We start from the raw sequence: 24,112 nt of genomic DNA, 5'->3' as shown, positions 1-24,112 counted from the left end.
CCCGGACGACCGCTGTGTCCGATATCTGGCGGACATGATTCAAAGGCTCCGTGGTCCGAAGTGCGCCCGTCGCTGTCGGTCGCGTGGGCAGACGGTCAATTGACCGTCTGCAGCACATCATCGAAGGACCTCGCCACCACGTAGCGCGCGGGGTTCTCGCCGGTCGCCAGCGCAGCGAAGTGCGCGCGGCCGCACTCGATCTTGGCCCACTCCTTGTCACGCAGATCGTCGGCAAACAGGCTGCTCTTGGTCTCCACCACGAAGTACAGGCGTTGCATGCCGTCCTTCTGCAGCAAGACGGCCCAGTCCGGGTTGTAGCTGCCAAGCGGGGTGGGCACCTTGAACCAGTTGGGCAGCTTGGCGTACAGCATTACGTCCTGGTTGAACTCCAGCGCCTGGGCAAAGTCACGCTCGGTGGTGGAGTCATACACCACATGCTCGTGGATGGATTTGGCCGTGTCCTGCAGCATGCTCTTGAGGTAGCCGGTCAGCTCCTGCTGCTCGAATAACTCCTGGGCGTAGACCTGATGGTCACCCAGCTTCTGGTACTTGATGCCGTCGACCAGCGCGAGGCGCTTGCAGCGGTTGATCTGCTCGGCCGTCTGCTCGATGAACTGCTGCGGATTGCGGCGGAAGTCATCCAAGCGCCCCGACTCGGTCAGGATGGTGACCAGGCTGCGGCGCGTCAGTTGGGTGCGGTCCTGCAGGTCCGTCAATAGGTCTGGCAGCTCGATGCCCGACTCGTCCAGCCCCACGGTGTAGGCGCTGTCCTTTTGCTCGTTAGTCTGCACACCCGCCTTGCCAATGGCGATGTCAGCCTTGCGCCATTGCAAGCGCGCCTTCGGAACGGATGGCGCGTCACGCAGCGCCTTGGTGCAGTCCTGCAGCAGCTTGGCGTTGTCGAACTGCACCCGGTAGGTCGTCTTGTGCTTGATGCGATCCCACAGGGCCTTGAATTCCTCGCCCAATGTGATTGCCTTGCCATCTGCGCCCTTGCGCAACGCTACCGTCCTGCGCTCGTCCGCGTTCTTCACCTCCAGGCGCCCGCTTACCTTGCGCAGCAGCTCCAGCACCTGCGTTCGCTGTGCGGCAAACGCATCGGGCAATGCAAGCGTGCCGTCCTTCAGCGCTTGCTTGAGCGAGTCCTGCACCTTGCCCTTGCCGTCGATGTGGCCAGCAGCCTTCAAATGTTCCCACAACAGCTTGGACTGCTCCACCCCGAGGGCTGTCACCTGCCCGTCAGCGCCCGCCACCGGGATGCCGGCGAACTGATGTGGCTCAACGATGCCGAAGCGGATGCCCGTGTCGGCCTCGATTTCTTTCTGCAGGTTCTCCGCGAAGTCCTCGTACGACTCGGTCGCGATGACGGTCAGGCGATTGACATCGAAGCCGCGCACTCGCTCCCCCGCCTGGTTCACGCACAGGCGCAGGCCGCGGCCGATGGTCTGGCGGCGCTCACGCTCGGAGCCCATCTCACGCAGCGCGCAGATCTGGAAGACGTTGGGGTTGTCCCAGCCTTCCTTGAGCGCGGAGTGGCTGAAGATGAACTTCAGCGGCGTGGCGAAGTCCAGCAGCCGCTCCTTTTCCTTCATGATGAGGTTGTAGGCCCGCTCGGCGTTCTCGCGGCCGGCCGCGTTGTTGTCGGCCGTCTCCGTCCAGCCGCCCTTCTTGTCGATGGAGAAATAGCCGTTGTGCACCTCTTCGGCTGCCGTCGTCAGGTCAACCTCAGCGAACAGGCTCTGGTAGCTGGGCAGCTTGGCCGCGCGGCGGTACTCTTCCTCGAAGATTCGCGCGTAGTCGCCCTTCACCGCCTGGCCTTGTGCATCGAGCTTGCGGTAGCGATCCACCGACTCGATGAAGAACAGCGACAGCACCTTGATCCCTTTGGGCCGCAGCAGCTTCTCTTTCTCCAGATGCTCGCGGATCGTGCGACGAATCATTTCGCGCTGCACGGCCAGCTCATCCACGCCGCCGTGCGTCTCGCCGATGGCCAGCGCCACCTCGCCGCCGGGGTAGCGCAGCTCTACGAACTCGGAGCCTTTGGCCGTGTTGATTTCGCCGACGCGGAAGTCAGCATAGATCGCGCGCTTGGTGACCTGTTGCAGATCGTCGCCGTCACTGACGGACTGCTCCCTCAGCTTCGGCCCCGCAGCCTCTTGCACATGCAGTTCCAACTGTGCGGTGATGCGGCCGCGCTTGTTGGTGACGCCCACCAACCGCACATAGGGCTTGTTGAAGGCGTCCTCCACGGTTGCCGCCGCCACCTCGATCTGCTTGACCAACTTGCGCTCGTAGGCATCCACGGCGTCCAGCCGGAACACCATGTGGTGCTTGTCGGCATGCGTGGCCGAGTAGCGCAGGGTGCAGAGCGGGTTCATCGCATCCAGCGCGGTCTTGCCCGCACCAGTCAGGCCGCCGTCCACGCTCTGCGGTTCGTCGACGATGACGATGGGGTGCGTGGCCCGGATCAGGTCGATGGGTTTCTCGCCGCCGGTCTTCTCGCTGTCCTTGTAGAGGTTGTTGACGTCCTTCTTATTGATGGCGCCCACGGTGACCACCATCACCTGAATGGCCGAGCTGGTGGCGAAGTTGCGCACCTGCCCCAGCTTGGCCGAGTCGTACAGGAAGAAGTCCACCGGCACGCCGGCATACAAGGCCTTGAAGTGCTCCTCAGTGATCTGCAGCGACTTGTAGACACCTTCCTTGATGGCCACCGACGGCACGACGATAACGAACTTGGTGAAGCCGTAGCGCTTGTTCAATTCGAAGATCGTGCGGAGGTAGACATAGGTTTTCCCGGTGCCAGTCTCCATCTCGACAGTGAAGTCGCCAGACGCCAGCGTGCCGGCTGGCGCCAAGCCGTTTCGCATTTGGACATCCTGCAGATTCTTCAGCAATTGGTCATCGAGCAGGGTCAGGCGGTTGCCCACGCCCAGGTCGGTCTCCGCCACGCCCAGGGTGAGCTGCTGCTCTGGCGAGCGCATGGTGACGGTGAACTCCGTCCGGCAGGCCTCCTGGCCTCGGAACAAGTCGCAGACTGATTCGATGGCCTGCTTCTGGTAATCCAGATCGGGCTCGAAGTGCAGCTTCATGCGCCCACCTGTTCTGCGGCAGGCAGCCAGCCCTTGGCATCGAGCACGTTCAATGCAATACCGATCTGCCGCGGGGTGAACTGCTTCTTCCGGTTGTTCCAGGCATGCGTCTCCCGGACCACGTCTTCAATACCCCCACCTGCGACCGTGTGGGAAGCCACCCAGTGCACGGTCGCCAGAAGCTCCAGCCCGAACGGCGTCTCGAAACCCTCAACCAGATCACCAACGCGGTCGAAGCGCGCGCGGGTATCCGCGTGCTTACCCAGGAAGGCCCCGGCCTCCTCTATCGCTCCGGGCACCACGGTCAATGGCTTGGTGGGGTCATCGCCACCATCGGCGTACCCCGCCACCATGTGCCCCTCGATCTTCTGCAGCACATGCCGAAGGTTCTCCGCGTAGGGGCCATACGGCGCCTTAACGTAGCTGAGGCGCAGCGGCTCGCCCGCCTCCTGCATGAAGTACATCAGCTTGTGCACTTCCAGCAGCGAAATGGCCGGGTCCAGCAAACCTTGCACATAGCGATTCATCAACTCGACGAGCGCCGCCCGGCCGGCCGTCATGCGCGGCACCTCGCGGCTGTGCTGCATCTTGTCCGCCGCCGGGGCGCCCTTGGGCTCGTAGATGCGGACACGCACATCGGGCAGCGCCTGCATGGCGGCCTCGATGCGAGGGCGCACCTCGTCCCACTCCAGGCCGCCCAGCCCACTGCCCAGCGGCGGGATGGCGATCGAACGGATGCCCAGGCGCGCAACATCGCGCACCAGCGCCTCCAGGCCGGCGTCGATGTCCTGCATGCGGCTCTTGCCCTTCCAATGGCGCTTGGTCGGGAAGTTGACGATGTAGCGCGGTGCGGCCAGTTGCTCCGTGTCGTAGATGAACATGCGCCCGGGCTGCACCTCCTCGCGGTCGCAGGCCGCCTTGTAGGCCTTGAAGTTCTCGGGCCAGGCGTTTTTGAACTGCAGCGCAATGCCGCGGCCCATGATGCCGACACAGTTCACCGTGTTCACGATGGCATCCGAGTCGTCCTTCAGGATGTCACCACTGGTGAGTTCGATCATGGTCAGTCTCCGATTCAGTAGTACCAATCGGCCATGAGCTGCACGGGGGGCCGGTGGCCTCCCACCGGAAGCGTATGCGCGACCTGGGTGGCAATGAGCTTCGACAGTACCCCAATGCGTTCGATCAAATGCCAGGGGAAGCGCTCTTCCAGCAAGAACTCGGCCTGCTTGCCCTCTTTCCTATGTCCACGCCAGTCGGTGGCGCCCACGGACTCCCAATCCACTTCGTTCAGCCGAGCCAAATCGGCACGGTCCTCGAAGTAGTAAGCCCCGGCGTTCGAGAGCGTGAATGCCCACCTCAGACCTTGACCAGCGGCCCAGGCCACGGTCGCGAGCAGATCGGCCTCCAGATGCACGATAGGACCTTGTCCGCCCTTGTAGGCGAGGTCGGCATTCCGCATGTGGATCAGGTAAAGCATGATCGAGCGAGGACAAAAGTAGAACGGCACGCATTGCCCCACATACAAGCCCGGGTGGCAGCTCAACTGCAGTTCTGTCATCCGGCGCCGCTTGATGTGGTTCATGCCGATGACCGTCCCGGGCGCCGCGGCCTGCACCACGGCCGCGTCGGACAGCAGACCGCCGCTGGCAATGATGGACGGCAGCCGGTCCACATGACAGATGTGGTACAGCTTCGGGCGGTCGGGCACGGCCATAGTCAGAGGCTCCGCACGTTCTGGATGCCGTGCTGCTGCAGGATGGCCGCCATGTTGGTCTTGGCCACATCGTCCGCGAAAGCGCTGTCGCGGAATACGCAGGTGGTCTCGCCGGCCGGCGCGAGTTGCTGGTGCCACTGGACTACACCTTCAGCCAGTTGCTCCACCTCAGCGGCGGTGATGGCCTCGGCCAGGCAAGCTATCAGCACACCGGCGCCCACGGCGTGGACGGACTTGCTGGCAATGGTTTGCTGCTGGATGGGAACGCAGAGGTCGAGGCCGAGCTTAAGCAGCATTTCATAGAGCAGGTCTTGCTCGGTGCGACCGGGCACAACGTGGTCCTGATGGATGAGCAGGGACTGAAGCAGATCGTCAGACTTCGGAGTCCATGCACGAATATTGGATGCGTCGAGTTTGAATACTCGGAAGCCTAGGTCACCCGAGTGATGCGGGGCTTCAGCCTGAACTTGCTTGGCCGCACGTCTCAGCCGCTCTTTCGTGAGCTCTGCAATGGTTCCCGGCCGGCCGATCTCGGCGCAGAAATCAGCAGCGACCTTTTGGTCTTTGTCCGCTGGATCAAGCGGCTCAGGCAATTGAACCAGTACGAATCTGCGAGGGGGCTGTGCATCGAGACTCGCGAGCATGGTTCCATGCCCAGTCGTTCCAGACCCAGCAAAGAAGTCCAACACGATGTCGCCAGGTTCCGTGAGATAGGCAATCAGCCTTTGAAGGTCTCGGTAGCTCTTGGGGTTCTGAAAGACAGCCTTCCCATCGAACAGTTTGGCAAAGTCCTGGCTCGATTTCTGCGCGTAACTGAAGATCACGCTACGCAGTACTTGGTCATCCTTCTCAAAGAGGTCCCGGCGAACTGAAGGGATTCGCCTCTCATCTTCCCCGAAAACAATGTGACCAGCGGCAATCTCCTGCGCCATTCGCTCATATGTCGGCCATACCCAACCGCGGCTCGGAACCGTACACGGCTTGCCCGTTATCGGGTGCAAAACGTCATACCGGGGACCACCGCCGCCTGGCCAGCTTGGATCACCATCGTCGCGATATGGTCCACGCTCGTCGACCTTCGTAAATCGGGTAAGCGGCTGACGCGGGTCGTCTTCTAAAAACGCTGCGTAGTGTTCTTTCAGACCCTCTTGGATCGCTGCGAAGTCATCGCCATGCTGTTTCCTGAGTTCGGCAAACAGTTCCCGTACCTCATCCACTCCCTCTTTAGGAGCGCGGAGCCGTAGGTCCAGCTCGGTCAGCAATTGCTTGTTCTTAGCGAACAGGATCATGTATTCGTGACCAGCGGACACGAATTTGGCGTCGTTCTTTCGGTTGCGATCAAACACCAAAATCGCAATGAAGTTCTCCTCACCGCAGAGCTCGTTCAATACGAGCCGTTGATGAGAAAACTCCTTATCGTCAATGCTTACAAGCAAAAAACCATCAGCCCGCAACAAGTTCCAGGCCAGCTTCACACGCGGATAGATCATGTTCAACCAATCCGTGTGGAAACGACCACTTGCTTCGGAGTTGGTGGATACCTTGGTCCCGCCTTCCGTCTGCCCCGTTAGCTTCAGGTAGTTCTGGATACTGTCCTGGAAGTTGTCCGGGTACACGAAGTCCTTCCCCGTGTTGTAGGGCGGGTCGATGTAGATGAGCTTGACCCTCCCTGCGTAGCTCTTTTGCAGCAGCTTCAGCACTTCCAGGTTGTCGCCCTCGATCATGAGGTTCTGGGTGCTGTCCCAGTCCACGCTCTCTTCAGGGCAAGGGCGCAGGGTGCCGGTGCTGGGCGTCAGGGCCAGTTGGCGCGCCCGGCGCTTGCCGTGCCAGTTCAGGCCGTACTTCTCGTCGGCATCGGTGACCGTGGCGTCGCCCACCAGGGCCTTGAGGACGTCCAAGTTGATGGCGGCGCCCTTGGGGCCTTCGGTGACGAGCTCGGGGAACAAGGCTTTGAGCTGGGCGATGTTGCCGGCCACCAGGTCGGCGGACTGGGCCTCGGGCGCGCCGGCGGTAATTTTCTGCATGTTCGAGTTCGTCATGAATGTGTCTGTTCTTGTTGTGTCATCGGAGCCGGGCACGCACCGCAGCCAGCTCGGCCTGCAGCCGCTGCAGGGCCAGGTTCTGATCCACGCGCTTGGCGATCTGGCTTTCTTTGCCAGCCAGGGCCCGCAAGCGGGCGGCCTCAGCCTCCAGTCGGTGGTATTCGATCAAGGCGATCCGCCGCATGGCGGCCTGGTCGGGTGTGGGGTCCGTACGGAAGTGCCCTGTCACTCGCGCCACCTGGGCAGCCAACAGGGTGTCCATCCAGCCTTGGTAGAGCGCCTTCAGGTCTTGCTGAGGCTGCTGCCCAAGCGCTAAGGCATACAGCAACCCATCCGGCACCTCATCGCTGAACTGGACGCTCACGACATCGCCGTCCAAGACCACGCGCCCCGCCTCGTTCTGAGCCGTGCGCTTGTGCGAGAGGCTCATGACCACCGTATCCGGCGTGCTGACGATCAGCACCACCGGGTAGGGCACGGCCCGGTGCACCAGCTCGGCCAGGCGCTGCAACTGGGCCGGTTGGGCATGAGTGGGCCGCACCGCCATGCTCAGCACGGCGAGCTCCAGATACTCCCGAGCCTCATCCCGCCAAGTCGGAATGGCAGTCGTCGCAGGCTTGATGGCGGCCAGCCATTGAGTCTCTTCGATGCCATCGGTGAGCAGGCGGCGGTCGGCCGCGGTGGCTCCGCCATGCTCTGCCATCATTTTCTTGGGCACGCGTTGATCCACCCTGCAGCTCGGCGGCAAGGCCAGCGACGCCACGATCGCATCGCGCAGAGCGCGCACGGCGTCGCTCACGCGGCGCCCCCTTGAGGGTGGGTGCTGCCGGGCAGGATGACCATAAAAGCCAGCACCTCGAAGTCGTTGGCCCCCGCGAACTCGCCCTTCATGGCATGCGTGCCGCCCGGCGCGAACAAGCTGGCCACAGCACGCTCTTCAGCCTTGCCAACGACCGAGGCGATGGCGGCCGCCAACAGCTTCTGCGCATGGCGCATGTCCTCGCCTTGGCGGGTCTGCCGGTCAAAGCGGGCACACGCACCCTCGTCCGGCAACTCACGGCCCAGCGCCACGCGCTTGAGCCGGTCCATGACGCGCTTGGCCTGCGGGTAAGGCAGCAGGACAGCACCATCGTCGCCCAAGTGCACGAGGTAGATTGGTGCCAGTGGGTAGTCCAACGCCGCACCTTTGGCTGCGGCAGCCCCCTCGGCCCGCAGGCAGAAGACGACGCCGGGCGGAATGTCGGCGTCGATGGTGGAGGTGACGGCATAAGAGCCCAGGGGCGCCTCTTCCAGCACGCCGGGGTGCTCCTTCAGAAACTCGGCAAGGTCGATGCGGAAGTCGGTCAGCGTCAGGTCGGTGATGGAGACGCCACTGGCGAGGTCTTCGATGTCGATGACCGTGTCCTGCAGCTTCAGCAACTGCTTGCGCCGGTACTCCAGGTCGTTCATCGGATTGCCTGACTGCTGCTCGATCAGGTTCTCTTCGCCGGTGGCCGACACGTCCAGCAGCACCATGCGGCCGCTGACACGCTGCTCCAGGCCGATGTACTCCTCCAGCTCCATGTTCGGCCAGAAGTTGACGAGCTGAACGCTCTGGTTCGGCGAGCCGATCCGGTCCACACGCCCGAAACGCTGGATGATGCGCACCGGGTTCCAGTGGATGTCGTAGTTGATGAGCCAGTCACAGTCCTGCAGGTTCTGGCCTTCGCTGATGCAGTCGGTGGCGATCAGCAGGTCGATTTCCCCCTCATCGGCCAGCTCGGCCGGGCGCTCCTTGGAACGAGGGGCAAATGCGGAAAGGATGCTGCTCATGCTCTTGCGCAGGCCCGGCAGCGTGGACTGGATGCCCGCTGAGCCGGTCACCAGGCCGGCGTCAAGCCCCAGCTTCTCCTTGGCCCACGGCGCCAGCTGGGCGTAGAGGTAATGCGCCGTGTCGGAGAACGCGGTGAAGACGACGATCTTGCGGTTGGCTTTGCCGCCCACCACGTTGATGGGTTCGCGGCACTTGCGCTCGATTACTTCGCGCAGCTTGGCCAGCTTGGCGTCGCGTGCGGCATCCACCTGTTGGGCGGCCTGCAGCAGGTTGTCCAGACGGTTCCGGTCCTCGATGAGGTCTTGCTTCCAGCGATGCAGGTCCACATCGCTGAGCAGCACCTTAACCTTGCGACCGACCAGCAACTGCTCGAAGGCCGGATCGTCGATGTCGATATCGGCGATGTCCAACTCTTCAATCTCGTCGGCCTCCGCCGCATGCCCGTCGATGCGAGCCAGCGTGCTCTCCACGTCCTTGAGCTGCCGTTGAATGGTCAGCGCAAACGAGGAGACCGCACTCTCCATGCGCTTAAGCACATTGACGCGCAGCAGGTGGATCAGGCTCTCTTCACGATCAGCCTGCCGGAAGATGCTCTCGCCGCCGCGGATTTCGGTGCTGTACTTGGCGTCATAGGCTTGCGCCTTGTGGGGCAGGACATAGCGCATCGGCGCATAGGACGCCAGGTTGAGCCGTCGAATCTCCAAATTGATGTCCCGGATCGCACGAAATTGCCCTGCGGTGTCTACATCGGACTTGATGTTGATGGGCGGTCGTCGCTCCGGGAAGCGCCCCGTCTCTTCGGTGCCGTAATAGCGCTCGATGTGCCGGCGGGACCGCGCAATGGTCAGATGGTCCAGCAGGGTGAAGTAGTCGAAGCCCAGCATCTCGACCAGGCGGCCGGGGTTGCGCTCCTCCTCGGGCAGGTCCAGCCAGCGGTTGAACTGAATCTGCGCCTTGCGGGTGGTCTGCTCGATGCTGGCGATGCCGTGGTCTTGCAGGGCGGTGTCGTCCCCCTCGGTGGCGAAGGCGATCTGGTTGCGCAGGTCGGAGAGGCGGTTGTTGACCGGCGTGGCCGAGAGCATCAACACCCGGGTCTTGACCCCCTCGCGGATGATCTTGCGCATCAACCGGTGGTAGCGGGTCTCGGAACCTTGCTTGGGGGACTTCTTGTTGCGGAAGTTGTGCGACTCGTCGATGACGACCAAGTCGTAGTTGCCCCAATTCACGTGCGCCAGGTCGATGTCGCCGGACTGCCCCCCATCGCGCGACAGGTCGGTGTGATTCAGGACGTCGTAGTTGAGCCGGTCGGCGGCCAGGATGTTGCGGCGGTCGTTGGCCTTGTAGAGCGTCCAGTTGTCGCGCAGTCGCTTGGGCGCCAGCACCAGAACCCGGTCATTCCGCAGTTCGTGGTACTTAATGATGGCCAGCGCCTCGAAGGTCTTACCCAGCCCCACTGAGTCGGCAATGATGCAGCCGCCGAAGCGGCCCAGCTTGTCAATGGCGCCTACGACACCATCGCGCTGGAACTTGAAGAGCTTCTTCCAGATGACGGTATTGCGAATGCCAGTGGCCGCCTTGACGATGCGGTCCTCGTCCAGCGCCTCGTCGCGATTGCCGAGCAAATGGTGCAGGATCAGCGCGTACACCTCGAAGGGTGCTCGGTGCGCCGCCATGCCCTTGAGGGCGTCGACCAGGCTCTGCGCCCCGTCAGGCTGCTGCCGCAGCGCACTCCATTGCTGGTCGAACCAGCGCGCCAACGTGCGGGCCTCCTCCGGCGATTCAGAGGCCTGGATCAGATTCAAGGGATTGCCTGGGGCCAAGCCCAAGCCCTCAGAGCTGAGTGCAAACGAGCCCAGGACTACTTGCGCAGGCTCATCGCGGGCGCTCGTCAGCACCGCGGCGCCTTGCGGCACTCGGCCATGCGCACGGCGCACCTCTGCCTTCTGCGTCAGCCATTGGGAGCACTGGTTCGCCAGCCATCGAGCTTGAAGGCGATTTCGATGCGCGCGGTCACCCTCCCCGCCAAGCAACTCTAGCTGCTCGTTATCAGCAGGCAGGACGAGTTGCACCTGCCCCAGCCTATTCAAGGCTTCGCGAAGCTCTGCGAAGGCATGCAGCGAAAACGAGGGCGTGACACAGCCGAGCCTGCTGCCGGACACCAAGTGCGGCAGCAGCAGGTCGATCACGCGGTCCGAGCCGCTGTTTTGCACCAGTTTCATGAGCGCTCCCTCCGGCGTCCTCAGCCCCCTAGCTGATCCCTACACCAGGCTCAGGCAGACTGGAAGTTGCCTGAGCGTCGATCCAACGGTCGATGTCCGCACGCTTGAAGCGCCAAGTCGTTCCCACCTTGAACCCAGGCAGCTTGCGGTCCACGGCCAGCCGGTAGACGGTGCGCTGATTCACGCGCAGGTAGTCGGCGACCTCCTTCACGGTCATGACGCTGTCGGTCGCGGTATTCATGGCAAAAATGACTGGAGCTGGGGAGGAAAGCCAGTGTAGAGGAGTACACGACAGATCAAAGCTGTACAACCCGTGGAGGCTGATTGCAGCGTCTTGATTTCGGACGGCCGAAGGCGCCGCCAGAGGCGCCCGACGCCCGAGTCGTCGCGCGCTTTCCAAGCGTTTGGAGCCTGGCCATCCATTCAGCGGCAGCCGACGAGGTGCATTTAGCCCATGATCGCCTATGCCAAGATTGGCGCGTGGACTAGCGGCCTCAGCGTAAGCGGAGCACAGCGCCCCGTTGACTGGCGGTGGAGCGCTACAACTCCAAGGCTGGCCGTAGCAACTGGAAGTCGACGCACCAGTGCCTTCCGCCCATCGCCTAGCGTTGCCGTTCGCCGATTGATCTTGGTGATCATCCCGCTCTGCATGAAGCCCTTGCCGTCGTCGAAGGTCGCCTTATAGTGCACCCGGGGTGACTTAAACCTACGCCCGCGAGGGGCCAGTCAGCGTGAGTTCGCGCGCAGCAGGCCAGTGGCAGCAATCGCTGCACCGGCGCCGTTCGAGGTTCATCGGCGCATCAAAACCCAAAGCCGTCGCGAAAAGGATCCTTGCCGCCTGACCGGCACGTCCTGCGGCGCAGACACGTCAAACACCAGCTCTCCGGTCTACCCACTCCCGCTGCCCCCGCCCGATACGATACGGTCCACACCGTTACCAGAGGGTGCACGCCTTGCCACCGGACTTCCCACCCGATCAGCCGCCCTCGCACTGCCGGACCCAGCCCAACCGCTTGGCCAGCGGCCCACGTCAACAAGGCCGCGTACCGTGACCCGCCACATCATCCTCGGCGACTCCGACGACACTCCGGACGGCGCCCTGGCGGCGGCGTACGCCGCCCTCGACCAGGGCCAAGTCCATGAGGCCTACGACCTGGCCGCCGCCGCGCTCTCCGCGGCCAATGGCGACAACCTCCGGCTCGAGGCCCGCGCACTGGCCTGCCTCGCGCATTGCGACCGCATCCATTCGCGCCTGCGCCGCGCGAGCGGCACCAGCCGCAGGGCGGCGCAGCTCTTCGAACAGCTGGGCGACGCCCAGGGCGAGGCCAATGCGCTGACCACGCTCGCGCATGTCTGCATGCTGCTCGGTCGCAACGACGAGGCGGTCGAGGCCGCCTTGCTGAGCGTGCAGCTGTGCAAGACCAAGCAACCGCAGCCGCCCGCGGTGCTCGCGTTGAACTGCCTGGGGCTGGCCTACTCCTGGGGCGGCGACCACAAGCGCGGCGATGCGGCGCTGGAGCTTGCCGTCGAGACGGCTCGACGCTGCGAACCGGCGGTCAGCGTCTTTCAGCCGCGCATCAATCAGGTGTGGGTCGAGGCGTCTCGCCTGATCGATGAGCGCTTCCACACCGGCACGATGCGCAGCCTGGCGCGTCTGGCAAGCCTGGTGGCGGAGTGCCGGGAGCTGGAGCGCGCCGGCATCGGCTTTGCGCTGCTGCCGGGGCTGCAGGCCTTCCGCGCCGTGATTTCCCCGGCCTCGTGCGCGCTGCTTGCCACATGGCAGGGCGACATGGGTCCGGCCCAGGCCGAGTTCGAGGCCGCCCGGCGTGCGCTGGGCACGACGGTCACCTGGCTCGATGCCTTCGTGCGTTGGTGCGCCGCCGAGATGGCCTGGGCACGGCAGGACTGGGCAGCCACGCAGCGCGAACTGGAAAGGATGCGCGATCTCGCCCTGAGCGTCGAGCACGAACAGCTGGCGTGTCGTGCCCATCTGCTGCTGATCCAGGTCTTCGAACTGCAGGGCCGCCATGAAGATGCGTTGCGCGAGAACCGAATCCTTCGGCAACGCGAACAACGGGTCGTCGCGGACAGCCTGAGCCATCGGGAGGCGCTGGTGTCCTGGCGCCTTGGTGCGAGGCAGAGCGAGCGTCACCTGCAGCAGGCGCTGGTGGCGTCCAGGCAGTTCGAGCGCTGGTCGCTGGAGGATGCACTGACGGGCATCGCCAATCGGCGACATCTGGAGCAGGTCCTGGACGAAGCGCTGCGCCTGCATGCATCCGCCGGGCAGCCCCTGGCCGTGGCGCTGCTCGACATCGACCAGTTCAAGTCGATCAACGACCGCTTCACCCACGAGGTGGGCGACCGTGTCCTGAAGACGGTGGCCGGCATCATGTCGTCGCAGTTGCGCGACCGCGACCTGCCGGCGCGCTGGGCGGGCGACGAGTTCGTCATCGTGTTCGCCAACGCCACGGCGGGCAGGGCGGCGCAGGTGTGCGAGCGCGTTCGGTTCGCCATCACGTCCTTCGACTGGGAGTCGATCGCTGCGGGGCTGCGCGTGGCAGTGAGCATCGGTCTGGCCGAGGCCATGAATGGGGACACCACTGCGTCCCTTCTTCACCGCAGCGACACGTCGATGTACAGGGTCAAGCCGCGCTCCGGTACCTAGCACCGCGCGGCGGGGCCATCCGTGCAACGGTTACACGGATGGAGATCGATACAAAGTGCCGGCCTCATGGGCCCGCTCGGTCAGGCCCGTGCAAGCCCACCCTGACGATGCTGTTCCTTCCTCCTCCAAAGGTGACTCGAAGAAGAAACACAGCCCCGCCATGACGTTCACCGACCGATTCCCCCAGGCCGCGCGCCGCGCCCTTGCAGGCAGCCTTGCACTGATCGCCGTGGCAGCAGGCCTCAGCGCCTGCGTCACTCCCGTCGTCGAAGAGCGGCCCGTGATCGTTCGGCCACCACCGCCGCCACCCGCACCGCATGTGGTCGTGCGCGCCATGCCCGCGCCCGTGCATGAGGACCGGGGCAATCCGCCCGGCCCGGGCTTCAACTGGGTGCCGGGCCACTGGCGCTGGGCCGGCAACGACTGGCTCTGGCAGCACGGCCAGTGGGTGCGCCAGCCGGTGCCACCCATGCCGCCGGTCATCATCGAACAGATCGGCGTGCCGCCCTCACCGCAGCATGTGTGGGTGCCGGGCCATTGGGTCTGGCGGCCGGAGGCCGGCGGGTGGGCCTGGGTGCGCGGCACCTGGTACCGCTGATGGCGACAGGTTTTTGCGCCGGCCGCAACACCGGACCTGCGTAGCGTCGGCAGACGATCGGCACCGGTGGCGCAGCCTCAGGCACGCGCCGCCTCCAGCAACCTCCGCACCGTCGCCACGCCCTCGATGGGCCGGGGATTGGTCCGGATCCACGGGTCGTGCATCGCCGCCTGGGCCACGGCTTCGATCCGCTCGTCGTCGTCCAGGCCCACCGCGCGCAGCGTGAGCGGCAGCCCCAGCCCCTCGATCAGGCCCGCCACCACCTGCCACGCGGGCACGCTGGGCTGGCCCATGGCTTCACTGATCATCGCGTGCTGCTCGCGCACCACCGGCTCGTTGAAGCGCATCACGTGCGGCATGAGGATGCAGGACGTGAGTCCGTGCGGCACGCCGCCCGTGCCGCCCAGGGCGTGGCCGATGCCATGGCTCGCGCCCTTGTTGACGCCGGCCTGAGAGCCCACGGTGGAGAGCCAGCCCGCCACCTGCGCATCGAGCCGCGCGCGCAGATTGCCCGCGTCGCGATGGGTGGCCGGCAACGCGCGGGTCAGCAGGCGGATGGCCTGCAGCGCCGTGCCCTGCGAATAGGGCTGCGCGTCGATGGAGCAGATGTCCTCCACCGCATGGTCGAGCGCACGCACGCCGGTCGACAGCCACAGCGCCTGCGGCGTGGGCAGCGTCACCGCTGGATCGAGCACGACGACGCGCGGCACTTGCTGCGGATGGGTGAACACCTCCTTCAGGCGCGTCCGCGGATGCGTGACGCCGGCATAGGCCGTGAACTCTGCGCCGGCGAGTGTGGTGGGCACCGCCAGCAGCGGCAACTGCGGCGCACGCACCCCAGCACCTGCCGCGGTCATCGACTGCGAGGGCGACTTGCGCAAGGCGTCCATGTCGTCCACCGTGCCGACGTCGTTGACCAGGCAGGTCGCCACCACCTTGGCCGCATCGATGACGGAGCCGCCACCCAGCGCCACCAGAAGATCGGCGTCGGCGCGCCGGGCGGCCTCCACCGCGGCGATGACGTCGTCGCGCGGGGTATGGGCGGCGATGCCGCTCCAGGTGGCCGCATGGCGCGCGCCCAGTGCGACGGCCAGGCGCGCGGGCACGTCCGTCTGTTCGGCCAACAGCGCGGCGGTCAGCACGAAGACGCGCTTGGCGCCCAGGCGCTCGGCCTCTGCCGCGACCACCTCGGCCGCCGGCTGGCCAAAGACCACACGCTCGATCTTGGGCAGGGTGTAGATGCCGCGGTACAGCTCGTCATTCATGTCGCTTGGACTCCTTGCGGCGCAATGGGCCGCCGTGATGGCATTAAGGGGATATGTGCATGACGGCCGGCCTATTGCAGTTCCAGGCCGGTGAGCTTGACCAGCGACTTCCAGCGCGCGATCTCCTCGACCTGGTAGCGGCGCATGTCCTCGGGCGTGGAAAGCCGCATGTTCACCAGCTGGCCTTCGTAGAACTTGCGGGTCTCGTCGCTGCGCCCGGCCTGGGTGAACAGTTCGGCGAGCCGCCGCGTCGCCTCGGGTGGCGTCCTGGCGGCCACGGCCGCGCCCACCCAGGTGAAGGCATCGAAGGCAGCCAGGCCGGCCTCGGGCGCGCTGGGCACGTCGGGCATCAGGGGCGAGCGCTGGGGCGCCGCGAGCATCAGCCCGCGCAGGCGGCCCGACTTGACCAGCTCGACCGTGCTGCTCGCGTCGACGATGGCGAAGTCCACATTGCCCGCCATGACGGCGGCACCGGCGTCTCCCGAGCCCTTGTAGTTGATGGGCGTGGCCTTGATGCCGGCAAGCTGGTCCATCCACTCCGCATACAGCGTGTACGAGATCGAGCCCGAGCCGTAGTTGAGCGCGCCGGGCCGCTGCCTGGCATCGGCCACCAGATCGGCCACGGTGCGGTAGCGCGACGTCGGCGGCACCACCAGCATCACGGGCGCGCCCACCAGCAACGAGATCGGCGCGAGGTCGACCAGCGGGTCGTAGGGCAGCTTGCGAAAGGCCGCGGCATTGGTCGCCAGGGTCGAGTTGCTGCCGAGCAGCACCGTGTGCCCATCGGCCGGCGCATTCAGCACCATCTGCACGGCGATGAAGCCATTGCCGCCCGGCTTGTTCTCGACGATGGCGGGCTGGCCCGACATCTCCCCGAGCAGCCGCGCAAAGTGCCGCGCCGCGATGTCCGTGCCGCTGCCCGGCGGAAAGGGCACCACCAGCTTGAGCGGACGCGAGGGGAAGGGCTCCGTCGCCGCGAGGGCGCCCGTCGCCTGGGTGGCCGCGAGGCCGGCACTGCCAAGCAATGCAAGCCACCGGCGGCGCGTGAAGGAATGCTGGGGCATGACGATGTCTCCGTTGTTGTTGCCGACCGCTGTCGATCATGGGCGGCAGCCCCGTCTTTCTCAACCGGGCCCGCGGCAGTCATTTCCATAGAATGGAAAACTCCCGCTGGCACCCCGCACCCAGGAGCTGCTCTTTGCGACCTCGCAAGCCCGTCGACCGCACCGACACCGCCACCAACCAGACCCTGCGCCGCGGCCTGGCATTGCTCAAGGCCTTCCGGCCCGGCTTTCCCGTCCTGACCAACGGCGCCCTGGCGGAGCTGAGCGGCCTGGCGCCGTCGACGGTCAGCCGCATGACCGGGGCGCTGGTCGAGGCAGGCCTGCTGCGGCAGTTGCCGGGCGCGGGCGGCTACGCGCCCACGGCAGCCTGCATCAGCCTGGGCTTTGCGACCTTCCAGGCGATGGCATCCGTGCGGCAGCAGGTGCTGGCCCGCATGGAAGAGGCCGCCGAACGCCACAACGTGAGCGTGAGCCTGGCCGCCCCCGACGGCGACGACATGGTCTACGTCGACACCTTCCGCCGCGCGCGGCGCGAAACGCTGATGCACATTGCGCCGGGCGTGCGCATTCCCATGACCTACACCGCCCTCGGCACGGCCGCGCTGGCCTGCATGCCGGCGCAAGCACGGGCCACGCAGATCACCCACCTGCTCGCGCGCCACACGGGCGACCGCGCCGCCTTGCGCGCGCAGATCGAAGCGGGCGTACAGCGCCACCAGATGCATGGCTGGTGCCAGGCCTCATGGGTGGCCGACGTGGTGGGCGTGGCGCGGGCGGTGCACCTGCCGGCGCACGGCATCCTCAGCTTCAATTGCGCGGGCTCGTCGACGCAGATGGGTGCGCCGAAGATCGAGCGCAAGCTGGTGCCGCTGCTGTTCGAGCTGACCGAACTGGCCCTGGCCGCCGACAGCGAAGCGCGCTGATGGCAGCGGCCGTCGACCCCAGAGCCGACCCCTAGAATCCGCCCGCTCCAGCGTCCCTCACCTGCTCATGAAACACCACGCCAAACGCGCCAGCATCAAGGACGTGGCGGCGTTCGCGGGCGTGTCGCTGGGCAGCGTGTCGCGGGTCATCAACAAGGCCGGCAACGTCGGCGACGAAGTGCGTGCGCGGGTGGAGCGCGCCATGCGCGAGCTGGACTATTCGCCGGACCAGACGGCGCAGGCCTTGCGCTCGCGCAGTTCGCGCACCGTGGGCTGCATGTTCACCGACGTGGCCAATCCGCTCTATGCGCGGCTCTATCAGACCTTCGAGACCAAGCTACACAAGGCCGGCTACATGGTGCTGCTGGCCAACAGCCTGAACGACCTGCAGCGTGAGCGCGAGATCCTGTCGATGTTCCAGAGCCGCCGCATGGACGGCGCCATCGTCGCGCCGGGCAACGAGCGTGATCCGGCCCTGCTGGAGACGATGGAAAAGCTCGGCCTGCCGGTGGTCATCCTCGACCGCGACATGGACGTGGCGCACGACCGCGTGCTGTTCGACCATCTGCGCGGCCTGCACGACGCCGTGCAGCACCTGGCCGCACTGCAGCACCGCGACGTAGCCTTGCTCATCGCCGATGTGCCCAACCGGCCCATGCGTCGGCGCCTCGAAGGCTTCAAGGCCGGGCTCGAAGCCGCCGGTCTGGCGCTTCGCCCTGAGCGGGTCGTGCGCCTGGGCTCATCGACCAGCCCGGCCTATGACGAAGTGCTGCGCCTCCTGCGCCCCGCCGACCGGCCGACGGCGCTGATCACCCCCGGCACCAGCGTGCTGGCCGATGCGCTCAACGCGGCCGAAGCGCTGGGCCTGCAGGTGCCGCGCGACGTCTCCATCGTGAGCCTGGGCGACCCGGACTTTGCCCGCCATCACCGGCCTTCGATCAGCAGCATCGCCATCGACCACGAGATCGCGGCCGAGGCCGGCGTGAACATGTTGCTGAAACGCATGCGCGGTGACCCGCCCGCGCAACCGCGCGAGGCCATGGCGCCCGCCCGCTTCGTGGCGCGCGAGTCGACCGGGCCCGCTCCCACGCTGCCTCTTCGCCGCGCACGCACCCCGCGCACCTGAGTCCACCGGCATTCGGGCCGCGGTACTCAATACACCTCACGGTGAAACGTTTCACCCTGGGGAAAACGCTCTTCTTGTGCGGTTGCGCGCAGACCTACGCTGGGGTCATCACTCCATGGGCCATCGGCCCCGAGGCCCCGCGTGAACACCACTCCGACCCCCTTCGGCGCCGCCGACCATTCCCAACCCGCGAGCAGCCGCCTGGATGGCCGCGTCGCCATCGTGACCGGCGCCGGCTCGCGCACCGCCGACGTGGGCAACGGCCGCGCGGCCGCCATCCTGCTGGCGCGCCGCGGCGCCCGCGTGCTGCTGCTCGACCTGCAGCCCGATGCCGCCCGCGAGACCGAGCGCACCATCGCGGCCGAGGGCGGGCAGGCGATCACGTTGGCATGCGACGTGTCCCAGGCCGAGGCCTGCCGCCAGGCCGTCGCCGCGGCGGTGGAAGCCTGGGGCCGCGTCGACATCCTGATCAACAACGTCGGCATCGGCGGCCCCGGCGGCAGCGCGGTTGACCTGGACCTGGAAGAGTGGGACCGTGCGCTGCGCATCAACGTGACCTCGATGATGCTGATGGCGCGCTACGCCATCCCCGAGATGCGCAAACTGGGCCGCGGCGCCATCGTCAACATCGCGTCGGTGGCGGGGCTGATGGGCGGCACGCCCGCCCTGCTCTATCCGACCTCCAAGGGGGCCGTGGTCAACATGACGCGGGCCATGGCCGCGCACCACGGCACGGAAGGCATCCGCGTCAACTGCGTGGCACCGGGCATGGTCTACACGCCCATGGTCGCGGGGCGCATGACGCCCGAGGTGCGCGAGGAACGGCGCATGCGCTCGCTGCTGCAGACCGAAGGCTCCGGCTGGGACGTGGGCCAGGCCGTGGCCTACCTCGCCAGCGACGAGGCACGCTGGGTCACGGGCGTGATCCTGCCCGTGGATGCCGGGGCCACCGCCGGCAAGGCGCCCTCGCCGGGCCTGAAGCCCGACGAGCGCGAGGCCAAGGCCGGCTGAGCTCACCCCTGCCCCATCGCCATCCAGCCCCATGCCCCGCATCCCCCTCCTCCCCGAACACCCGGCCGATCCACAGGCCGCCGCCCTCTTCGACGAAGTGCGCCAGGCCCGCGGCCCGGACTTTCCGATGCCGCACCTCTACCGCGTGCTGGCCACGGCGCCGGCCATGTTCCGTGGCTGGCTCGACTTCGCCTGGCCGCTGCGGCAGAACGCCCACACGCCACGGCCCTTGCGCGAGCTGCTGATCCTGCGCGGTGCGCAGCTCTCCGGCACTGCCTACGAATGGGCCCACCACGTGCCCATGGCGCTCGAGGCCGGCGTGAGCCAGCTACAGATCGATGCGCTTTCCGATTGGCAGGCATCGGCCCTGTTCGACGGCCCGCAACGCGCGGTGCTGCAGCTGGCCGACGAGGTCACGCGCGGCCCCGCGGCATCGCACGCCACGGTGCAGCAGTTGAAGCAGAGCGGCTTCGACGATGCCGCCGTGGTCGAGCTGGTGCTCACGGCGAGCTTCTACGTGTGCGTGGGGCGCTTCCTGCAGTCCATGGACATCGAGCTCGAGCCCGGCTACGACACGCTGTTGGCGTCCATGCGGACCGCCGACGCGCTCCCCACCACCAACCCGCCCTCGGGCCCTGTGCACTGAACCCACGAAAGGATTCCGCGATGACGCACCTTCTTCGCACGCCCCGCCGCCGCGCATTGGGCGCTGTCACGGGCCTGCTGCTGGGCGCCGGCCTGATGGCCGCCGCGCCGGCGCGGGCGCAGGCGCAAGGCCAGGGCGGGACCTTTCCCGATCGGCCGCTCAAGATCATCCTGATGTTCCCGGCGGGCAACGGGCTGGACACCAGCACCCGCAACTTCGCCGATGCGCTGGGCAAGGAACTGGGGCAGCCGGTGGTGGTCGACAACCGGCCCGGGGCGAATGGCGTCATCGCCTTCTCGGCCGTGCGCCTGGCACCCGCCGACGGCTACACGCTGCTGGTGGGCAGCTCGTCGGGCATCACCATTCCGGTCGCCTACGGCAAGAGCCTGCCCTACGACCCCTTCAAGGACTTCAAGCTCGTCGGCGGCATGCTGCGCGCGCCGGCCATCCTGACGGTGCCGCCCGACTCCAGGTTCACCACCATCCGCCAGATGATCGAGGTGGGCAAGGTCAAGCCCGAGCCGCTGACCATCGGCACCTACTCCGACGGCTACTACCTCACCTCGCAGCGGCTGGCCAACCTGGCCGGCATCAAGCTGCGCAACGTGCCCTACAAGGGCTATCCCGCCTCGCTGCCCGACCTGGCGGCCGGCCGCATCGACATCGGCTACGGCGATGCCACGGCCACGCAGGAGCTGATCAAGTCCGGCAAGATCCGCGCCCTGGCGGTGACGGGCACCACGCGTCACCCCAACTACCCGGACGTGCCCACGGTGGCCGAAAGCGGGGTGCCCGACTTCTCTTACTACAGCTGGGACGTCTTCCTGGTTCGCAGCGAGACGCCGGCGCCCATCACCGAGAAGTTGATGGCTGCGGTCAAGCGGGTGCTCCACGGCCCCGACTACCCGGCCTTCCTGCGGGCGAATGGCTCCGAGCCCATGCTCGACGACATGCCCGCGATCCAGAAGATGATGGTCGACGAGGTCACCCTCTACAAGTCACTCATCGCCAGCACCAGCGCCGAAAGCCGCTGAGCGCTCTGCCCACTGCGCATCGCCCACTGCCCATTGCATCGGCCGCCCGCCCGCCGATGCGGCTCAACCCCACACCACACCATGGCCCGCGTTCCCTACTTCGATCTCGACCAAGCCTCCGACAACTACCGCCAGCTGATCGGCTCGCGCCCGCCGCTCAACCTCTACCGCATGCTGCCGCATGCCGGCAAGGTCGCCGAAGGCTTCCTGGCACTGGGCGGCGCCATCCTGCGCGAGAACCGGCTGGACTCGCGACTGCGCGAGATCGCCATCCTGCGCGTCGGCCTGCTGTGCGGGTCGAGCTACGAAGTGCACCAGCACCGGCGGGTGGCACGCAACGTGGGTCTGGCCGACGACAAGGTGGCGGCCCTGGAGATCGGCGCCGACACGGGCGCGCTCGACGCCACCGAGCGCATGGTGCTGGACTACGTCGACCAGGTGGTGGCGCACGTCAAGGCACCCGATGCGATGTTCGACGCCCTGTGCCAGCAACTCTCGCCCGCCCTCGTGGCCGAGCTGACGCTCGTGATCGGCTTCTACATGATGGTGAGCCGCTTCCTCGAGAACTTCGAGGTGGACATCGAGGCGCCCGCCGCGACGCCGATCGCCGGCTGAAGCCCGCGCTCAGCTGACCTTGCCGTCTTCCCGTTTTGCCTCGGCCATGGCCTCGGGCTCCAGCTCTCCGGCGATGGTGCAGGAGATCGGCAGCGCCACCACCGCCGAGGCCAACACGCCAGCGCCTCGATGATGGAAGCGGCCGAGCCGCGGTCCTGCGGCGACGCGCGGCATCACCGCCGCAACGGGGCCCTTCACCATCGCACTTGCCCAGATGCCTCTTCCGCACCACGTCCGTCGGCGCATGAGGAGCGGGACTACGAAGGCCGGTGATCGGGCGGCGTACCCTGGCCCCGCATGTCGCATCCACTCACTTGCGCTGGAGGCCGTTATGGATATCCGAACACCGCCCAACCCCGGGCGCCCAGATGCCGAGCAAGGTCCGAGCCGCGAGCACCAGATGCCTTCGATGAAGAAAGGCCGCTACGGGCGCTTCTGGGCGATGGTGGCCACATCGACCGTCCTGGGTTGGGGCGCGATGTATCTCAACACCTATCAACTCGACCATGTGCTGTTCAGTTGGACCCGAGTGTTCATGGCACTGATCATGGGCGGCCTCATGACCGCCGTCATGATGGGGTTCATGTGGAACATGTACCCGAACAGGCGGATGAATCTGGCGGCATGGGCATCGCCTTCGTGCTGTTCATGGCGGGACTGGGCCTCGTCAGGTCCCAGGCCACCGTCAACGATCTGGCGTACCTGCGCGCCATGATTCCGCATCACTCCATCGCGGTGCTGACCAGCAGCCGTGCCCGAACCGCGGACCCGCGGGTGCGCAAGCTGGCCGACGGCATCATCGAGGCCCAGGTGCGGGAGATTGCCGAAATGAAGATGCTCATTGCCGACATCGAACGCAGCGGCACCCGCGGCGCACAACCCCTGCCGTCACGAACGACAGCATTGACGCCCGGAATGAAGCGGCGGGCGGAGGAAGCAGTGCAGTAGGCGGCTGCCGGGGTCTGGCGTGGCCCCGAAGAGCAGGTCGCAGGTCCAGCTGCCCCAAGGTCACTCAGGCTGCCTGCTTCACGGTACCGGCAGCATTCAAGGCCGCGATCTCCTCGTCCGTCAGCCCCGCCTCGCGCAGCACCTCGGCCGAATGCTCACCCAGGGCCGGCGCCAGGCGCGCGATGCGGGCCGGCGTGCTGCCGAATCGCACGGGCGGCCGCACCTGCACCGTGGGGCCTTCGGTGGGATGCTCGTGGGTCTCGAACAGGCCGACGCTGACCAGTTGCGGATGCTCGTGCAGTTCGTCGAGCGCATAGATGCGCGTGGCCGGGATGTCCAGCGCCTCGCACAGCGCCAGGCAGGCGTCGCAGTCCATGTCGGCCACCACGGCAGCCAGGTCGGCATACAGCTCGCGCACACGGGCATTGAGCTGGCTGCGGTCCATGGGGCCGTACTTCTGCAGCAGGGCCGCGTGGCCGGTGCGCTCGAACAGTGCCTGCCAATGGGCGGGCGAGTACGGCAGCACCGTCACATGGCCGTCGCGCACGGCGATGGGTCGCCGCCCGCCACCCAGCACCCGCGCGTAGCCGGGCTCCGCAGTGGCCGGCTCGAAGGCATGGCCGCCCTGGTGCTCGACCAGGGTGAAGGCGGTCATGGCCTCGAACATCGGCACCTCCACATACTGGCCCTGGCCGCTGCGCGCACGGTGCAGCAGCGCGGCCGTCACGGCCTGCGCCACCATCAGGCCCGCGGCCTTGTCGGCCACCAGCGTGGGCATGTAGCGCGGCTGCGCGCCGTCGCGCAGGTTCAGGTCCACCAGGCCGCAGCCCGACTGCACGATGTCGTCGAAGACCGGCTTGCCGGCGAAGGCGCCGCCCTCCTGGTAGCCGGTGGCCACGCAGTACACGATGTCGGGCCGCACGCGGCGCAGCGCCTCGTAGCCCAGGCCCAGCCGCTCGATGGCCGGCACGCGCATGTTGTGGATGAACACATCGGCCGTGGCCGCCAGCCGCAGCAGGGCCTGCACGCCCTCGGGGCGCTTGAGGTCCAGCGCCAGCGAGCGCTTGTTGCGGTTGATGCTGAGGTAGATCGAGCTCATGCCGCGGTGGCGCGACACGCCGTTGGCCCGCATCAGGTCGCCCTCCAGGCTTTCGACCTTGATCACGTCCGCGCCCTGGTCGCCCAGGATCTGGGTGGCCAGCGGGCCCAGCACGACGGCGGTGAGGTCGAGGACGCGGAGGCCGGCCAGCGGGCCGCTGGCGGAGGAAGGGGTCTGCTCGGAAGGCTTCATGGAATCGAAGGAAAAAAGGCCGGCGGGCCCAAGGCGTCTGCCGGCC

At 66.5% G+C, this 24,112-nt stretch carries 20 protein-coding genes; 9 read left to right on the top strand and 11 right to left on the bottom strand.

Going from position 1 to position 24,112, the window contains the following annotated elements:
• Positions 1 to 95: 95 nt before the first annotated feature.
• From ABIC63_RS14700 to mads1, 7 genes are read right to left on the bottom strand one after another with little or no spacing between them, the layout of a single operon-like run.
• Positions 96 to 3,092, bottom strand: a complete 2,997-nt coding sequence (locus tag ABIC63_RS14700) for a type III restriction-modification system endonuclease (RefSeq protein WP_354320302.1) — start codon at positions 3,090 to 3,092, stop codon at positions 96 to 98.
• Positions 3,089 to 4,150, bottom strand: a complete 1,062-nt coding sequence (gene darG / locus ABIC63_RS14695) for a type II toxin-antitoxin system antitoxin DNA ADP-ribosyl glycohydrolase DarG (protein ID WP_354320301.1) — start codon at positions 4,148 to 4,150, stop codon at positions 3,089 to 3,091. Before darG ends, ABIC63_RS14700 begins: the two co-directional genes overlap by 4 nt.
• Before the next feature lie 14 nt (positions 4,151 to 4,164).
• Complete coding sequence (gene darT / locus ABIC63_RS14690; RefSeq protein WP_354320300.1) at positions 4,165 to 4,806, bottom strand: type II toxin-antitoxin system toxin DNA ADP-ribosyl transferase DarT; 642 nt, start codon at positions 4,804 to 4,806, stop codon at positions 4,165 to 4,167.
• A gap of 2 nt (positions 4,807 to 4,808) precedes the next feature.
• On the bottom strand, positions 4,809 to 6,845 hold the full coding sequence (locus tag ABIC63_RS14685; protein ID WP_502935877.1) for a site-specific DNA-methyltransferase: 2,037 nt from the start codon (positions 6,843 to 6,845) through the stop codon (positions 4,809 to 4,811).
• Positions 6,846 to 6,867: 22 nt separating this feature from the next.
• A complete protein-coding gene (locus tag ABIC63_RS14680; protein WP_354320299.1) occupies positions 6,868 to 7,647 on the bottom strand; it encodes a DUF4391 domain-containing protein in 780 nt (259 codons plus the stop codon).
• Complete coding sequence (locus ABIC63_RS14675) at positions 7,644 to 10,880, bottom strand: helicase-related protein (RefSeq protein ID WP_354320298.1); 3,237 nt, start codon at positions 10,878 to 10,880, stop codon at positions 7,644 to 7,646. The genes ABIC63_RS14680 and ABIC63_RS14675 overlap by 4 nt, the downstream gene beginning before the upstream one ends.
• Before the next feature lie 28 nt (positions 10,881 to 10,908).
• Positions 10,909 to 11,121: a methylation-associated defense system helix-turn-helix domain-containing protein MAD1 gene (mads1, locus tag ABIC63_RS14670; protein ID WP_354320297.1), complete on the bottom strand. Its 213-nt coding sequence runs from the start codon at positions 11,119 to 11,121 to the stop codon at positions 10,909 to 10,911.
• Positions 11,122 to 11,928: 807 nt separating this feature from the next.
• Here mads1 and ABIC63_RS14665 point away from each other — a divergent pair.
• Positions 11,929 to 13,545 carry a GGDEF domain-containing protein gene (locus ABIC63_RS14665; RefSeq protein ID WP_354320296.1) on the top strand — a complete coding sequence of 539 codons (1,617 nt, stop codon included), beginning with the start codon at positions 11,929 to 11,931 and terminating at the stop codon, positions 13,543 to 13,545.
• A 160-nt stretch (positions 13,546 to 13,705) separates the two neighbouring features.
• A complete protein-coding gene (locus tag ABIC63_RS14660; RefSeq protein WP_354320295.1) occupies positions 13,706 to 14,143 on the top strand; it encodes a YXWGXW repeat-containing protein in 438 nt (145 codons plus the stop codon).
• 77 nt (positions 14,144 to 14,220) lie between these two features.
• On the opposite strand, the gene ABIC63_RS14655 is transcribed toward ABIC63_RS14660, so the two are convergent.
• The gene (locus tag ABIC63_RS14655; RefSeq protein ID WP_354320294.1) at positions 14,221 to 15,408 is read right to left on the bottom strand and encodes an iron-containing alcohol dehydrogenase; all 1,188 of its coding nucleotides are present in this window, start codon (positions 15,406 to 15,408) and stop codon (positions 14,221 to 14,223) included.
• A 71-nt stretch (positions 15,409 to 15,479) separates the two neighbouring features.
• Positions 15,480 to 16,472: a Bug family tripartite tricarboxylate transporter substrate binding protein gene (locus tag ABIC63_RS14650; protein WP_354320293.1), complete on the bottom strand. Its 993-nt coding sequence runs from the start codon at positions 16,470 to 16,472 to the stop codon at positions 15,480 to 15,482.
• Between the two features lie 134 nt (positions 16,473 to 16,606).
• On the opposite strand from ABIC63_RS14650, the gene ABIC63_RS14645 reads away from it, so the two are divergent.
• The 6 genes from ABIC63_RS14645 (at position 16,607) to ABIC63_RS14620 (ending at position 21,827) form a co-directional block, all read left to right on the top strand.
• Positions 16,607 to 17,395: an IclR family transcriptional regulator gene (locus tag ABIC63_RS14645; RefSeq protein ID WP_354320292.1), complete on the top strand. Its 789-nt coding sequence runs from the start codon at positions 16,607 to 16,609 to the stop codon at positions 17,393 to 17,395.
• Between the two features lie 67 nt (positions 17,396 to 17,462).
• Complete coding sequence (locus tag ABIC63_RS14640; protein ID WP_354320291.1) at positions 17,463 to 18,521, top strand: LacI family DNA-binding transcriptional regulator; 1,059 nt, start codon at positions 17,463 to 17,465, stop codon at positions 18,519 to 18,521.
• Between the two features lie 141 nt (positions 18,522 to 18,662).
• On the top strand, positions 18,663 to 19,532 hold the full coding sequence (locus tag ABIC63_RS14635) for an SDR family NAD(P)-dependent oxidoreductase (RefSeq protein ID WP_354320290.1): 870 nt from the start codon (positions 18,663 to 18,665) through the stop codon (positions 19,530 to 19,532).
• Between the two features lie 31 nt (positions 19,533 to 19,563).
• Positions 19,564 to 20,178: a carboxymuconolactone decarboxylase family protein gene (locus tag ABIC63_RS14630; RefSeq protein ID WP_354320289.1), complete on the top strand. Its 615-nt coding sequence runs from the start codon at positions 19,564 to 19,566 to the stop codon at positions 20,176 to 20,178.
• A 20-nt stretch (positions 20,179 to 20,198) separates the two neighbouring features.
• Complete coding sequence (locus ABIC63_RS14625; protein ID WP_354320288.1) at positions 20,199 to 21,212, top strand: tripartite tricarboxylate transporter substrate binding protein; 1,014 nt, start codon at positions 20,199 to 20,201, stop codon at positions 21,210 to 21,212.
• Between the two features lie 81 nt (positions 21,213 to 21,293).
• Entirely contained in the window at positions 21,294 to 21,827 is a 534-nt protein-coding gene (locus ABIC63_RS14620; protein WP_354320287.1) for a carboxymuconolactone decarboxylase family protein, read from the top strand.
• 9 nt (positions 21,828 to 21,836) lie between these two features.
• Here the strand turns inward: ABIC63_RS14620 and ABIC63_RS14615 are convergent, their stop codons facing one another.
• Positions 21,837 to 22,028, bottom strand: coding sequence for a hypothetical protein (locus tag ABIC63_RS14615; protein ID WP_354320286.1), 192 nt, complete (start codon positions 22,026 to 22,028; stop codon positions 21,837 to 21,839).
• Between the two features lie 423 nt (positions 22,029 to 22,451).
• Between ABIC63_RS14615 and ABIC63_RS14610 the strand changes: the two genes are divergently transcribed.
• A complete protein-coding gene (locus tag ABIC63_RS14610; protein WP_354320285.1) occupies positions 22,452 to 22,775 on the top strand; it encodes a DUF305 domain-containing protein in 324 nt (107 codons plus the stop codon).
• A 64-nt stretch (positions 22,776 to 22,839) separates the two neighbouring features.
• On the opposite strand, the gene ABIC63_RS14605 is transcribed toward ABIC63_RS14610, so the two are convergent.
• Entirely contained in the window at positions 22,840 to 24,066 is a 1,227-nt protein-coding gene (locus ABIC63_RS14605; RefSeq protein WP_354320284.1) for a CaiB/BaiF CoA transferase family protein, read from the bottom strand.
• Between the last annotated feature and the right edge of the window lie 46 nt (positions 24,067 to 24,112).

The organism is Pseudacidovorax sp. 1753, from assembly GCF_040544975.1.
Classification (GTDB): domain Bacteria; phylum Pseudomonadota; class Gammaproteobacteria; order Burkholderiales; family Burkholderiaceae_C; genus Xenophilus.
Note: the sequence above shows the minus strand (reverse complement) of the source record. Positions and strands in the feature narration are given on the sequence as shown.

What these genes read in the sequence shown, in the direction of transcription:
- ABIC63_RS14700 (WP_354320302.1), bottom strand. Translation starts at nt 3,092, where the DNA reads ATGAAGCTGCACTTCGAGCCCGATCTGGATTACCAGAAGCAGGCCATC.
- darG (WP_354320301.1), bottom strand. Translation starts at nt 4,150, where the DNA reads ATGATCGAACTCACCAGTGGTGACATCCTGAAGGACGACTCGGATGCC.
- darT (WP_354320300.1), bottom strand. Translation starts at nt 4,806, where the DNA reads ATGGCCGTGCCCGACCGCCCGAAGCTGTACCACATCTGTCATGTGGAC.
- ABIC63_RS14685 (WP_502935877.1), bottom strand. Translation starts at nt 6,845, where the DNA reads ATGACGAACTCGAACATGCAGAAAATTACCGCCGGCGCGCCCGAGGCC.
- ABIC63_RS14675 (WP_354320298.1), bottom strand. Translation starts at nt 10,880, where the DNA reads ATGAAACTGGTGCAAAACAGCGGCTCGGACCGCGTGATCGACCTGCTG.
- mads1 (WP_354320297.1), bottom strand. Translation starts at nt 11,121, where the DNA reads ATGAATACCGCGACCGACAGCGTCATGACCGTGAAGGAGGTCGCCGAC.
- ABIC63_RS14660 (WP_354320295.1), top strand. Translation starts at nt 13,706, where the DNA reads ATGACGTTCACCGACCGATTCCCCCAGGCCGCGCGCCGCGCCCTTGCA.
- ABIC63_RS14655 (WP_354320294.1), bottom strand. Translation starts at nt 15,408, where the DNA reads ATGAATGACGAGCTGTACCGCGGCATCTACACCCTGCCCAAGATCGAG.
- ABIC63_RS14650 (WP_354320293.1), bottom strand. Translation starts at nt 16,472, where the DNA reads ATGCCCCAGCATTCCTTCACGCGCCGCCGGTGGCTTGCATTGCTTGGC.
- ABIC63_RS14640 (WP_354320291.1), top strand. Translation starts at nt 17,463, where the DNA reads ATGAAACACCACGCCAAACGCGCCAGCATCAAGGACGTGGCGGCGTTC.
- ABIC63_RS14630 (WP_354320289.1), top strand. Translation starts at nt 19,564, where the DNA reads ATGCCCCGCATCCCCCTCCTCCCCGAACACCCGGCCGATCCACAGGCC.
- ABIC63_RS14625 (WP_354320288.1), top strand. Translation starts at nt 20,199, where the DNA reads ATGACGCACCTTCTTCGCACGCCCCGCCGCCGCGCATTGGGCGCTGTC.
- ABIC63_RS14620 (WP_354320287.1), top strand. Translation starts at nt 21,294, where the DNA reads ATGGCCCGCGTTCCCTACTTCGATCTCGACCAAGCCTCCGACAACTAC.
- ABIC63_RS14615 (WP_354320286.1), bottom strand. Translation starts at nt 22,028, where the DNA reads ATGGTGAAGGGCCCCGTTGCGGCGGTGATGCCGCGCGTCGCCGCAGGA.
- ABIC63_RS14610 (WP_354320285.1), top strand. Translation starts at nt 22,452, where the DNA reads ATGGGCATCGCCTTCGTGCTGTTCATGGCGGGACTGGGCCTCGTCAGG.
- ABIC63_RS14605 (WP_354320284.1), bottom strand. Translation starts at nt 24,066, where the DNA reads ATGAAGCCTTCCGAGCAGACCCCTTCCTCCGCCAGCGGCCCGCTGGCC.